Annotated in this window: 10 protein-coding genes; 9 read left to right on the top strand and 1 reads right to left on the bottom strand. The window is 64.4% G+C overall.

What is annotated here, in order from left to right:
* Positions 1–11: 11 nt before the first annotated feature.
* Positions 12–893, top strand: coding sequence for a serine O-acetyltransferase (locus tag ACI3L3_RS14130; protein ID WP_404845784.1), 882 nt, complete (start codon positions 12–14; stop codon positions 891–893).
* Positions 894–979: 86 nt separating this feature from the next.
* Here the strand turns inward: ACI3L3_RS14130 and ACI3L3_RS14125 are convergent, their stop codons facing one another.
* Positions 980–3,370 carry a diguanylate cyclase gene (locus tag ACI3L3_RS14125; protein WP_404845783.1) on the bottom strand — a complete coding sequence of 797 codons (2,391 nt, stop codon included), beginning with the start codon at positions 3,368–3,370 and terminating at the stop codon, positions 980–982.
* Positions 3,371–3,744: 374 nt separating this feature from the next.
* Between ACI3L3_RS14125 and ACI3L3_RS14120 the strand changes: the two genes are divergently transcribed.
* The 8 genes from ACI3L3_RS14120 to ACI3L3_RS14085 all read left to right on the top strand — a co-directional run bounded on the left by ACI3L3_RS14120 (position 3,745) and on the right by ACI3L3_RS14085 (position 13,841).
* The gene (locus ACI3L3_RS14120; protein ID WP_404845782.1) at positions 3,745–3,927 is read left to right on the top strand and encodes a hypothetical protein; all 183 of its coding nucleotides are present in this window, start codon (positions 3,745–3,747) and stop codon (positions 3,925–3,927) included.
* Between the two features lie 12 nt (positions 3,928–3,939).
* Positions 3,940–4,344, top strand: coding sequence for a hypothetical protein (locus tag ACI3L3_RS14115; protein WP_404845781.1), 405 nt, complete (start codon positions 3,940–3,942; stop codon positions 4,342–4,344).
* Between the two features lie 203 nt (positions 4,345–4,547).
* Positions 4,548–5,447 carry a DMT family transporter gene (locus ACI3L3_RS14110; protein WP_404845780.1) on the top strand — a complete coding sequence of 300 codons (900 nt, stop codon included), beginning with the start codon at positions 4,548–4,550 and terminating at the stop codon, positions 5,445–5,447.
* Between the two features lie 50 nt (positions 5,448–5,497).
* Positions 5,498–6,469 (top strand): deoxyhypusine synthase family protein, encoded by a 972-nt coding sequence (locus ACI3L3_RS14105; protein ID WP_404845779.1) that lies wholly within the window; start codon positions 5,498–5,500, stop codon positions 6,467–6,469.
* Positions 6,470–6,914: 445 nt separating this feature from the next.
* Complete coding sequence (locus ACI3L3_RS14100) at positions 6,915–7,280, top strand: ArsR/SmtB family transcription factor (protein WP_404845778.1); 366 nt, start codon at positions 6,915–6,917, stop codon at positions 7,278–7,280.
* A gap of 77 nt (positions 7,281–7,357) precedes the next feature.
* Positions 7,358–8,461 carry an SO_0444 family Cu/Zn efflux transporter gene (locus tag ACI3L3_RS14095; protein WP_404845777.1) on the top strand — a complete coding sequence of 368 codons (1,104 nt, stop codon included), beginning with the start codon at positions 7,358–7,360 and terminating at the stop codon, positions 8,459–8,461.
* 614 nt (positions 8,462–9,075) lie between these two features.
* Positions 9,076–10,341, top strand: a complete 1,266-nt coding sequence (locus ACI3L3_RS14090) for an exonuclease SbcCD subunit D (protein WP_404845776.1) — start codon at positions 9,076–9,078, stop codon at positions 10,339–10,341.
* The gene (locus ACI3L3_RS14085; protein WP_404845775.1) at positions 10,341–13,841 is read left to right on the top strand and encodes an AAA family ATPase; all 3,501 of its coding nucleotides are present in this window, start codon (positions 10,341–10,343) and stop codon (positions 13,839–13,841) included. The genes ACI3L3_RS14090 and ACI3L3_RS14085 overlap by 1 nt, the downstream gene beginning before the upstream one ends.
* The last annotated feature ends 1 nt before the right edge of the window (position 13,842 follow it).

The following is a 13,842-nucleotide window of genomic DNA, read 5'->3' as shown; positions in this document are numbered from 1 at the left end:
AGAGGAATCACATGGGTTTCATGGACGACGTCATCGACAGACTGTGCGAGCCGGGTTCCTACGAATCCGTCTACCACAGCCCCAAACGGCACGCGCCCATGCCCTCGGTGGAGGTTCTCACCGAGGTCGTGAGTCGGCTGCGCGCCGTGCTGTTTCCCGGCTACTTCGGCCACTCCGAAGTGGAAGCCGAGAGCATGCGCTATCACATCGGCACCAACCTCGATAAAATCCGCCGCCTGCTCACGGACCAGATTAACCGTGGCAAGTGTTTTGTCTGTGTGGCGGAGAACCGCGACTGTACCAAGTGCGAGGATGAAGCCGAGGAGACCTGTCGAGCGTTCATCGAATCCCTGCCCGAACTGCGCCGCCTGCTGGTGACGGACGTCATGGCCGCCTACGAGGGCGACCCCGCAGCCGTTGGCCCCGGCGAGACGATTTTCTGCTACCCCAGCATCCTCGCCGTCACCAACTACCGCATTGCCAACCGGCTGCACACGTTGGGCGTGCCGCTCATTCCGCGCATCATCACGGAAATGGCGCACTCCGCCACCGGTATAGACATCCATCCCGGCGCAACCATTGGCGAGCATTTCTTCATCGACCATGGCACCGGCACCGTCATTGGCGAAACCTGTGTCATCGGCCGCAAGGTGCGCCTGTATCAGGGCGTTACCCTCGGCGCGAAGAGCTTCCCCAAGGGCGACGACGGCAAGCTCATCAAGGGCATCCCCCGTCACCCCGTGGTGGAGGATGGTGTTGTGGTCTACTCCGGCGCCACCATTCTTGGCCGCGTCACCATAGGCAAGGACGCGGTCATTGGTGGTAATGTCTGGCTCACCCGCGACGTCCCGGCCGGAACGCGCGTCCTGCAGACCCCGGCGGGCGAAGAATAGTCCAGCCCCCTAACGCATAACAAAACGGGCCGGATGCCATGGCATCCGGCCCGTTTTGTTACTTTATTCCGCGCGTGGCAACGCGTTTAGGACTCACCGCGTTCGCCCTCCGGCGCGTCATTCCCTTCCTTCGAATCCTCTTTACTCATGTCCTCAGAGGCTGCGCTGTCCGGCGGCGTGCGGTCCGCGTTGTCGCCGGAATCCGGCGCTGCGCCGTCCTGCGCGGCGCGCTGCGTGCGCCCGCCTTCGCCATTGGCCACGGCGGTGACGGGCTTGGCCAGCTGCACCTGATTCCGTCCACCCTCCTTGGCCGCATACAGCGCCGCGTCCGATGTGGCGATAAGCGTTTCCGTACTTGTGGCGTAGGCGGGATACTCGCTGACGCCAAGAGAGATAGTCACGGTGAGCTTTTCCTCGCCATGGCGCACGGCCATACGTTCGGCCACGGTCGTGCGCAATTCCTCGGCGCGGCGGCGGGCATCATCGGCAGCGGCGCCGGGCAGGATGAGCACAAACTCCTCCCCGCCAAAGCGGCAGGCAATGTCCTCATGGCGGCTGAACAGGCGCAGGGTTTCGCCGAGTTTGCGCAACACCTCGTCGCCCAGTTCATGCCCGTAGGTGTCGTTGAAATTCTTAAAGTGGTCCACGTCCAGCATAATAACGCTCAGCGGCTGCTCATGGCGCTGGGCACGGCTGAACTCGCGGGCAAGGGATTCTTCCATGTGCCGGCGGTTGTACAGACCGGTGAGCTGGTCGCGAATGGACTGCTCGCGCAGGGATTCGCGCAGGCGCAGGTTGGAGAGGGTCAGCGCCACGTGTTCGGAAATAGCCACAAGGTGCTGCTCCATGCCCGTGGCGTAACGGTGCAGGCGCTCCGGCTCCATGGAGGTGGTGTCAAAGGCAAAGCGCGAGGTCAGCAGACCAGTGACCTTGCCGTGGGCAATGAGGGGCACACAGATGAATCCCGTCTCCGGCTCGTTGGCAAAGTGCGGACACACCGGGCCTTCACCCGGACGCTCCACCACATGCACCTGCCCGCGCCGAAGCGCCCAGCACCCCTCGCGCGAGAAGAGCGGACGGCTGCACTGGTCCCCGCCCCACGACGCCACACACTCCAGCAAGCTGGATTCATCGTCATAGATATTCAAAGACCCCGCCGTGCCGGGAAGCAGGCTGGAGGCGTTGGAGGCCACAATACGGTAGATTTCCTTCTCCGTCCGGCAGGCCTGCAGAAAGTCCACCATGGTATTAATGCGCACCGTGGCCCGGTTGCGCCGCTCAAGGCGCTCCACGGCGTTATTCAGGTCGCGGTTGATGGCCGAAAGTTTGGTATTGGCAAGGGCGCTCAGGCGCGTTGCCCGCGCCACAATCCACGATCCACCGAACACCAGCAGCATCAGCACGCCATACATCATCCCGTACAGCCGCCGTGAGGACGCCTGCTCCTTGTGCAGAGTCTGCGGCGTAATGTGCGAAATAATGGTCCAGCGATAGGGGACATCTCCCACGCCCAGCGCCCGCACCCGTGCGGTGCGCATAACGCGGCGGGCCTCCTGCTCCACCACGGAGAGCGGATGGATGATGCCATAACTCGTAATGCCGCTGTGGGTGTGGAACTGTCCCACCTCGCTCCCGGTCAACAGACGTTCCCACAGTGCCGGATATTCCTTGGCGAAGGTCATGGAGCGCTTGTTCTCGAACATAAAGCCCCATTCCTTGCTGGGCGACGGGGCAAGCATCCAGTACCCCTGCGCATTGAGCATCATCAAATCGCCGGGAGAATTCACGTGCTGGCGCTTCAACTCGTTGAGCATCCGCCGCCCCTCAAAATTCAACACCAAAAATCCAAGGCGCGCGCCCTCGGCATTATGCACCGGGGTCACAATGCGGAGCATGGGCTTGTACGGCAGTTCCAAGGTGCCCTGCTCCACGTTGAGGTCAAAGGGCGAAACGAACAGCTCGTTGCGGCGAAGGGGTACCGCGTGTTTAAAGTAGTACCGCTCGCCCTTACTTTGTAGCTGCGCCTCGGGGACGATGTGCGCCGCGCCCATGTCGTACTGCACGCGCAGACGTTCGTCCCCGTTGATATCCAAAAAGCGAATCTGATCATACCGCCCGCGCACCACGGCAAAGCTCTTGAGCATGGCATGCAGGGAGGACGTATCGCTTTCGTCATGATTTTCGGAAAAGATGACGGGCAGGGCGTCCTTCTTAACCGTGGCAAACACCCCGCGCAGAAACACAAGGTCGGACACCACATCGCGCAGGTCGCGCACCACGTCCACGCGCTCCATGGCCATACGGTTTTCCTCCATGGCCTTGAGGGACTCGGTAATGCGCTCGGCGTCCTTGATATACAAGAGGATGGAGCCAGCCGTCAGAATAACGGCCAGCGGCAAAAACACGCGCAGAAAATGCCACGCAATGGGGGCGAGGCGTCGCAACAACGGCTCCTGCTGGACAGGTGCTTGGGCCATGAACTCTCCCGGATGTATCGTGCAGGGTGCTGGTTCCACCAGCGGTATTTTATCCACAATGTGTGTATTAGGCCCGAAAGTCAACGTTTGCCGCGCGCCAACAGTTTTCAGGCCTTTCGGGACGTTATTCCGACAAAACTGCTAGAGGATTCCGCCGCCCTCACGGTTAGCGCACAACTCCGCGCCATTCCCTTGGCCGGTCACGCGCGGCGCGCCGCAGTCCGCCCCCGCCTCTGCATGCCATACAAGACGGCGCAGCTGTCAAGAAAGCCGCGCTTTCTCTTTGCACCAGTGCATACTTGATGCTAATCTTGTCTTGTTATCCACCCTCAGCATGTTCGCCTCTTCACGCAGGCGGCGCAGGAGCACAGTGCATGGCGGCTGGCGACAGAAAACAACTCACCCTCCGCATACCGGCAGAAACACACAAAAAACTGCGCATCCTTGCCGCCGTTTACGACACGACCATGACCGAATACTTCATCACCCTTGTGGATGACGCCTACGAGCGCGAAAACCGCCACAAAGGACCAGTGCAGCTCAAGCTGCCAACCTAAAAGGAGGCACACATGAAGGGCAAAACCACACACGCCGCATCCGGCAGGCCCACGGCCCGGCCCACCATCACGCTGGAAAGCGACACCGGCCCGGCCATCACCTTCCCCGGCATCCAGTACGCCGCCACTTCGTTTTTTGAGGACGACGCCGTCACCCTGACCCGCCAGCACCTCTACCGCGCAGCATGCGGCGACCACGCCATCGCCATCACCTCCATCAACGAATCCTGCCGGTTGCGCCGGGCCTACCGTATTGGGCACACTGGCGAAGAATGCACCCTCTCCGACGGTGCACTCACCATTGCCATGTCCACGTCACTGCTGAACGTTCTGGTGGACGCGCTGTGCGGCATTGACCATGAACAGCAGCGCGCCGCATGCGGCGATTCCAGCCCCGAGGAGGCCCCGGCCCTGTAGCACCCCGCCCCCGCATGCGCCGCCGCCTTCGCGGCCCCCTCTTTCCCCGCACCACTGCGGGGCACGGGCGCATCACGCCGCAACGGGCGCCACCGCAACGCATGGGGCACGCAGGCCCTCTTCATCTCCCACGCCACACGGCTGACATGCGCCGCACGCTATCCATTGCGCTTGATCACAAAGCGCGATATTGCGTTACGGCTATGCACACACGAACTCTCCGCGCGAACATACTTCTTCTTTTGACTGCGGCCATTTGGGGGTCCGGATTCGTTGCCCAGCGCTCCGGCATGGACTACGTCGGCCCCATGACCTTCAACGCCTTCCGCTTTGCCCTTGGGGCGCTGTCCCTTGTGCCGCTGGTCATCTGGCATCACCAGCGCGGCGTTGCCGCCATCAGTCCCGGCGTTTCCCGCCGCTTTGCCCTGCTTGGCCCCTGCATCGCCGGTGCGGCGCTGTTCGGCGGCGTGTCACTGCAACAAATCGGCCTTATGTACACCACGGCGGCCAAGGCCGGATTCATTACCGGGCTGTATGTGGTCATTGTGCCGTTCATCGGCCTCATCCTGCGCCAGCGCCCCGGCGTCGGCGGCTTTGTGGGCACCTTTTTCGCGGCCATTGGGCTGTATCTGCTTTCCGTCACCAAAGACTTTACCCTTGCCCCGGGCGACGCCTTCGTCATCGCGGGCGCGGTCATCTGGGCCTGCCATGTGCATGTGCTGAGTTGGCTTTCGCCCAAGCTGGACGGCGTGCGCCTCGCCTTTGGACAATTTAGCGTGGTGTCGCTCTTGTGCTTTGTCTGCGCCTTTCTCTTTGAGGACATCACCGTTGCCAGCCTCAGCGCCGGGTGGCTGCCCATCGTCTACGGCGGCATTATGCCCGTGGGCGTCGCCTTTACCCTGCAGGTCATCGCCCAAAAGGACGCCCCGGCCACCCACGCGGCCATTATCCTCAGCATGGAAGCCCTGTTCGCCGCCATTGGCGGATGGCTCATCCTTGATGAGACGCTGACCCCGCGCGGCATGGTCGGCTGCGCGCTGATGCTCACCGGCATGCTTGCGGCCCAGCTGTGGCCGGACAAAAAAGCCGCCGCAACCGCCTAATCTTTCCGGCGCCCCGCGCCACCTCAGCCTTAACCAAGGAGCCTTGCAGAATGACGGCCATAAGCTCGTTCATGGAACAGCACTTCAAACACTTCAACGCCCGCGAGACGCTGGATGCCGCCAAGGCATGGCGCGAGCTTCTTGACGGTGGGGGAAAGATGTTCCTGTCCATGGGCGGCGCCATGAGCACCGCCGAACTGGGCATATCCCTTGCCGCAATGATCCGCGCGGGCAAGGTCCATGGCATCTGCTGCACCGGCGCGAACCTTGAGGAAGACGTCTTCAACCTGCTCTCCAACCGGGACTATGAAATCCTGCCCAACTACAGGGACCTGACGCCGCAGCAGGAGGAAGACCTGCGCAACAGGGGCATGAACCGCGTAACGGATACCTGCATCCCCGAAACCATCATGGTCCACATTGAGCACGAGCTGAACGACGTCTGGGCCGAAGCCGCCGCCTCGGGCACGGCGCGCTTCCCCTACGAATACCTCTACGAGGTGCTGGACACCCCCGGCCTTGAAGAGCACTTCCATATCCCGCGCGAGCATTCGTGGCTGCTGGCCGCCAAGGAGATGGGCATCCCCATCTACACTCCGGGCTGGGAGGATTCCACTCTCGGCAACGTCTACTGCGCCAACGTCATGCGCGGGGTCATCCCCAATCATGGGGCCATCAAGACCGGCACCCAGCAGCTGGAGCATCTGGCCTGTTGGTACCGCCAGCAGGCGCAGGAAGGCACCCCGGTGGGCTTCTTCCAGATTGGCGGCGGCATCTCCGGCGATTTCAGCATCTGTGTGGTGCCCATGCTGATTCAGGACTGCTACGAGGACGACACCCCCTTCTGGGCCTACTTCTGCCAGATCGGCGACTCCACCACGTCCTACGGCTCCTACTCCGGCGCGCCGCCAAACGAAAAAATCACCTGGCACAAGCTGGCCCCGGACACCCCGCGCTTCATGATCAATTCCGACGCCACCATCGTCGCGCCGCTCATCTTCATGTACGTCCTCGGCAACTAAACGCCCTGTCCACGGCCCGGCCTCTGCCGGGCCGTTTTGCGTGCCGGAGTAAGGCGGCAGGCCGCCGCAGGCAATAGCGGCCGCCTTCGCCTTTCTCCGTATCAGTGCGCGCATCCTGTTCAGTCTGCGCCCGCCACCGCACAAACCACCGCAGCACCTGCCCGTGCCCCGGCGATGCGCCCCCTCGCCGTCGACGCCATCCCTCAAGGCTGGCGCCTCATGCCAGCTCCCCGCCACTTTGTCGCCTGCCTCTGTGTCGCCCTTTCCTGCGGCGTCGCCCCTCCCCCCTCACTCCACACGTTGCCGTCAAAAAAATCCTCCATTGCTTTCAATGACTTCTTCGCCACCGCGCCCAATCCCCCCACGCCGGGGTTGACGGCGCGCGCTGTGGTCATTATTGAACAGTTAAACATATGAACAACTGCTCACATATTCAGGAGACCATATGACACCCACCACCTGCGAAGTGCACTGCGAACACGACGACGCCATCGCCCGCGTTGGCCAGCGGATGCTGGACGACTCCACCGTTACCGGGCTGGCCGACATCTTTAAGGTGCTTGGCGACCCAACGCGCGTGCGCATCCTGCATGCCCTTTCCGTTGAGGAGCTGTGCGTCTGCGATATTGCCGCGCTGCTCTCCATGTCCTCGTCCGCCGTCTCCCACCAGCTGCGTCTGCTGCGGCAGGCCAAACTGGTGCGAAACCGCAAGGTCGGCAAATCCGTCTTTTACGCCCTTGATGACGACCATGTGCGCCTGCTCATGGGACAGGGCCTTGCCCACGTGCTTGAGGACCGCAGCGCCACCTAACCCGGCCCGGCCACATCGCGCCACACTCCAACGCCCTGCCGGGTCGCCCACATTGGCCCCGGCATACAGGAGACGATATGAATTTTCTCGCCACATTCGCCAGCGAAACGTGGATTGTCCTCAACGAAGCCGCGCCCTTTGTGCTGTTCGGCTTTCTTGTATCCGCCCTCGTCAAGGCCTTGGTGCCCGACGACTTTGTCGCGCGGCATCTTGGGCGCTCGTCGTCCGGGTCCGTGTTCAAGGCCGCGCTCCTTGGCATTCCCCTGCCGCTGTGCTCCTGCGGCGTCATCCCCACGGCGGCCGGCCTGCGCAAACAGGGCGCCAGCCGCGGGGCGACCACGTCTTTTCTTATCTCCACACCCGAGACCGGGGCGGATTCCATCGCCGTCACGTGGGCACTGCTTGATCCCATTATGACGGTTCTGCGCCCGCTAGCCGCCTTCATCACCGCCACAGTAGCGGGCCTGCTGGTAAACATCCTGCCCGACGAGCCGGAAGCCTCCCGCGGGGCGGAGCTGCCCATGGCCTCCTCCTGCGGTTGCGGCGGCGGATGCTGCGAAACCGGCTCCGCCAGCGCCCACAAGCCCCCGTTTCTCACCCGCCTCAAGGACGCCCTGCGCTACGCCTTTGGCGAGATGCTCTCTGACATCGGCATGTGGCTGCTCATTGGCGTTCTGGCCGCCGGGTTCATCGGCGCGCTGGTGCCCGCCGGATTCTTTGAAGACTACCTCGGCGGCGAATTTGCCTCCCTCGTCATCATGATGGTTGTGGGCGTGCCGCTGTACGTCTGCGCCACCTCCTCCACGCCCATTGCGGCGTCCATGGCGCTGAAGGGACTGTCCCCGGGCGCGGCGCTGGTCTTCCTACTGGCGGGTCCCGCCACCAACACGGCCACCATCGCCGTTGTGGCGCGCATCCTTGGGCGCAAGGCCGTGGCGGTCTACATCGGCGCCATCGCCCTGTGCGCCCTTGGCCTTGGCTGGCTCACCAACCGCCTCTACGCCGCCCTCGGCACGGACATCTCCGCATGGATGAACCGCGCGGAAGTGGAATCCGTCACCCCCTTCACCATGGTCTGCGCCATCGCCCTCGTTGTGCTGGTTCTCCTCAGCAAGCGGCAGAGCCGGGCCACCCACGCCCATGACCACGCGCACAACCACGCCAGCGACTGCTGCCACTAACCGCCCACCAAAAACCACGCCGCCAGCGCCCAAAATCTCGGGCACTGGCGGCTTTTCATTTTTCTCCCAAAAAAGTGGAAAAACTCATTGCCTGCACAACCATGCCACAACACGCTGCAAGAACTGCACAACACTCTTGCGCCACGACACCGGCACTGCAAAACACACATTTCGCACTTCAAAAAGCCTTGACATACGCGCCACACGTTTTACAGTTGAGTCAACAGGAATTGTCCTGATCCGATACACACAGCATGTGTGTCACTTTAACAGGAGGTAATGTGCGACAAGAGCCCCAGCTCCATACCGGGCGTGTAGAGACGCCCCTGCAGGGAACCTGCCGCGCATGACTATTCCCAAGGGCTGACAGCCAGTGACTGGCCCGGGAGTCTGTCGGATAACCGATACAGCGCATCTGGCGGGTTCTTTTTTTGCCCTTTTCCCTCCTTTTTCCGCGACGTTTCCGCCCACTGTGGCGCCGCCCTGCCGCCCATCGCGGCAGTCCCCCGCGCAGCGCACCCAGCCTGTCCGCCCCTGTGGATTCCCCTCCCGATTTCGTGTACCTAACGACCTGACGACAACGACATCACACAAAGCGGGACCACACACACCATATGCTCACGTTTATCCATGCCGCGGACATCCATCTTGATAGTCCGCTCAAAGGCCTTGAACGCTACGACGGCGCGCCCGTGGACGACGTCCGCGGCGCATCGCGGCGCGCGCTGACGTCCCTCGTGGACACCATCATCGACGAAAATATCCCTCTCCTCGTCCTTGCCGGAGACGTCTACGACGGCGACTGGAAGGACTTTCAGACCGGACTGTTCTTCGCCAGCCAAATGACGCGCCTGCGCGAGGCCGGGACCCATGTTGTGCTCATCCGGGGCAACCACGACGCCCAGAATAAAATGACGCGCTCCCTCACGCTACCCGCCAACGTGCACATCCTCAGCGCCAACCGGCCCGAGACCGTGCGCTTTGACGACATCGGCGTTGCCGTACACGGCCAGAGTTTTGCCGGGGCCACAGTGACGGAGAACCTAGCCGCAAGCTATCCTCCCCCCGTTCCGGGGCTGTATAATATTGGCCTGTTGCATACGGCGGTGGCGGGCGTAGACGGCCACGCCAACTACGCCCCCTGCTCGCAGACGGACCTTGCCGCCCACGGCTACGACTACTGGGCACTCGGCCACGTACATGACCACAAGGTGCTGGTGGAGACGCCGCCCGTCATCTACAGCGGCGTGCTTCAGGGCCGCAATATCCGCGAAACCGGCCCCAAGGGCTGCGTGCGTGTGGATGTGGACGAAACCGGCCACACCGCCTACCGCTTCATGCCGCTGGACGTCATGCGCTTTGCCCGCGTAGCCGTGGACGCCACGGATACGCCGGACACCGCCGCCATCTGCGACCGCTTCCTTGCCGCCATGGAGCGCCACCTTGCCGAGGCCGAGGGCCGCCCCCTCGCCATGCGCATTCAGCTTTCCGGCGCCTGCCCGGCCCACAGCGCCCTTGCCGCCGACCCCGAAGCCGCGCAAAGCCTGCTCCGCACGGCGGCAACGGATGCCAGCGGCGGCTCCGCATGGGTGGAAAAGGTCATCGACGAGACCACCACCCCCATCGACATCGACGCCCTGCGCGATTCCGACACCCCACAAGGCGACCTTGTGCGCTTTTTGGATGAGCTGGAAGTGAGCGGCGAAGCCTTTGCCGAACTGGGCGTCGACTTCAAGGACCTGCGCGCCGCCCTTTCCCGCAACGGCGCAGCGGATATCACCCTGCCGGACCTTGACGACCCCGCCCAGCGCGCCGCGCTCCTACGCGACGTGCGCGAACTTGTGCTGCCGCGCATCAGCGGGGCCGGGGAGGCGTCCTAATGCTGCTTCGCGCCCTGCACCTTGCCGCCTACGGTCCCTTCACCGACGCCACACTGGACTTTCCCGCCCAGACCGGCGGCCTGCACGTGGTGTTCGGCCCCAACGAAGCTGGCAAAAGCTCCGCCCTGCGCGCGGTGACGAACCTCTTCTACGGCATCCCCCACGCCACGCAGGACAATTTTCTGCATCCCAACAAAGCCCTGCGCATCGGCGCGGAGCTTATGAACGGCTCGGGCGAAAGCATCCGCCTCACCCGCCGCAAGGGCCGCAAAAACACCCTGCAGGACGACAGCGGCGCGCCCATGGACGAGGCCGTCCTCGCGCGCCTGCTCTCCGGCGTGGACCGCGACATGTTCGAGGCACTCTTTGGCATCAGCCACGAGACCCTCGCCCAAGGCGGGCGCGACATCCTCAGCGCGGGCGGCAGCCTTGGCGAAAGCCTCTTTGCCGCAGGCTCCGGCATCGCCCATCTGCGCGACACCCTCAGCGCCCTTGGCGCGGAGCAAGACGCCCTGTTCAAGGCCCGCGGCAGCAACCCGCGCATCAACAGCGCCCTCGCAAACCTGAAGCAGCACCGCCAAGACGAACGCGACGCCGCCACCACCCCCGAAGAATATACGGAGCTGGAGCAGGAACTCACCGCCCACGAAAAGCGGCGTGACGCCCTGCAGCAGACCATTGGCGACCTCACCCGCGCCATGAGCCGCCTCCAGCGCCTCGGGGACGCGCGCCCCGTTGTCAGCCGCCAGCACTCCCTGCGTGACGAACTTACCGACGTGGCCGACGCGCCGCTGCTGCCAGATGATTTTCCCACCCGTCGTCACGACGCCCTTGCCGCGCTCAAGAGCGCGGACAGCCGCACGGCAGACCTCACCAAGGCCATCGACGCCCTTGAGGCCGACATTGCCGCCCTTGATATTCCGCAGGCCCTCCTCCACGCCAAGTCGCGCATCGAAAGCCTGACCCGCACGGAGGAAACCCACCGCAAAGCCCTGACCGACCGCACCGCCCTCACCCGCGAAAGCCGCGAGCACGCGGAACAGGCGGAGCGTCTGCTCCACGACCTGCGCCCGGACCTCACCCTTGCGGACGCCGAAACCATCCGCCTGTCGGACCACCAGATGGCGGCCATCACACACGCCGCCAAACAGCTGACCCTCATGCAGGACCGCGAGGACCGCGCCAGCCGCGCCCACGCACAGGCCCGGCAGGCCCTCGCCCACCAGCGCGAGACCCTCGGCGCACTGCCCCAGCCTGCCGACGTCACGGCCCTTGCCAATATTCTGGAGCAAACCCGCGCCCACGGCGATCTACGCAAGCAGTACACCGACGCCTGCACACGCCTGAGCGCCCTTCAAGAAAAGGCCTCCAGTGCCCTGAGCCGTATGGACTTGCCGGACGCCACACTGGATACCGCCGAGCAACTGCCCGTGCCACCAGTGGAAACCGTCCGCAATATGGAGAAGGAATTCCGCGCCCAAAAGGACCGTGAGGCCGCCACGCACACCGCCCTCGACCAAGCCCGCGCCGCCCTGCGCGACAGGCAGGCCGAGCTGGACCAGTTGCGCTCCGGTGGCGAGGTCCCAAGCCGCGACACCCTCACCGCCCTGCGCCAGCACCGCGACGGGGCATGGCAGCTTGTCCGGCAGGCGTGGACCGCCGGGGACGAAACTTTCCGCGACAGCTACCCCACGCCGGACGCCCTCGCCGACGCGTTCCAGTCCGCCATGAGCGAAGCCGACAACGCCGCCGACGCCCTGTTCCGCGACGCAAAGCGCGTCACCCGCACCGACGCCGCGCGCCAAGAGAGTGCCCGCCTTGAAGCCGACATCGCCCGCCTTGAGACGGAATCCGCCGCCCTCAGCGAGCAGCGCGCAACATTGGAGGACAACTGGACCGCCCTGTGGAAACCTGCAGGCATCACCCCGCACGACCCCGAAGGCATGCTCAGTTGGCTCAAGGACCTGACCACCCTGCGCACTGTGGACGCCGCAGAAATCCGCGATCAGCGCGGCATTACGGAAAGCATTGCCAGCACCGTCTGCGCCTGTCGCGACGATATCCTCGCCTGTCTGCGCGACCTTGGCACCGACCTGCCGCCGGACACCAAGCTCCAGCACGCTGTTGCCGCCGGTGATGACGTAGTCCGCGCCGCCGAGGCCGCGCGCCGCACCCGCGAGGACGCGGACGCCGAGCTCCGCCGCCTTGAACGAGCCGCCAAGGACGCAGAGGCCGCCCTTGCCGACGCACAGGCCGCCGCCCGCGACGCCCGCGACGCATGGGAGAGCGCCCTTGCGCCCCTCGCCATGCCCAGCGACGCCAAGCCCGACATGGCGGAGACCATCACCGGCACACTGACCAAGCTCTTCACCACCCTTGATGCCCGCGCCCGCACGGAACGCCGCATCACAGATATCACCGCCGACTACGACGCCTACGCAAGGGACGTCCAAGCCGCCATCGCCGACCTTGCGCCAGACCTTGACGGCCTCGACGCGCTGGACGCCGTCCCCCGCCTTGGGGACCGCCTCGCCACTGCCGAGGCCAACAATCAGCGGTCAGTCCTCCTCACGGACCAGCTTCACGCCAAGCGCGACGAACTCGCCACCGTCACCGCCGCCGCGCAGGAAGCCGCCGGCGTGCTGGAAACCCTGCGCGCCGAAGCTGGCGTCGCCAGCACCGACGAACTGCCGCAAGCCGAGGAACGCTCGCGTACCCGCCGCCGCGCCGAAACCGGACTGCGCGAGGCCGAAGAACAACTGCGCACCTTCCGCGGCGGAGAAGACGCCGAAGCCTTTATTAAGGATGTCCTTTCCACGGACCCCGACGCCGCCGCGGCCGAACTGGCCGAGCAGGAACGCCGCAAGGCCGATGCAGAAGCCCAGCGTAGCGAATTGGAACGCGCCATCGGCAGCCTCCAGTCCCGCCGCGAGGCCATGGACGGCACCTCCCGCGCGGCCCGCAGCGCCGAACTTGCCGAGCAGACCCTTGCCGCCATTCAAACGGACGTGGACCGCTACATCCGCCTGCGCCTCGCCCACACCGTGCTCGCCCACGCCATTGAGCGCTACCGCAAGGCGCATCAAACACCCGTCCTCACCCGCGCCAGCGAACTGTTCTCGCGCCTGACTCTGGAGTCCTTCAGCGGTCTGCAACAGGACATTGACGAGCGCGACACGCCCGTCATCGTGGGCGTTCGAAACGGCGAGGACACCGTCCCCGTCACCGGCATGAGCGATGGCACGCGCGACCAGCTTTATCTGAGCCTGCGCCTTGCCGCGCTGGAGCGGTATCTGGACGCCAACGCCCCGCTGCCCTTTGTTGTGGACGACATCCTCGTGCACTTTGACGACGAGCGCTCCGCCGCCACCCTTGGCGTTCTGGCCGAGCTTGCCCGGCGCACGCAGGTCATCTTCTTCACCCACCACGAGCGCCTGTGCGAAATCGCCGCAGACGCCGTGCCACAGGACCTTCTCAACACCATCCGCCTCCCGCGGTAGG

Source organism: Desulfobaculum sp. SPO524 (assembly GCF_044987625.1).
In the GTDB taxonomy this organism is placed as follows: Bacteria; Desulfobacterota; Desulfovibrionia; order Desulfovibrionales; family Desulfovibrionaceae; genus Desulfobaculum.
Note: the sequence above shows the minus strand (reverse complement) of the source record. Positions and strands in the feature narration are given on the sequence as shown.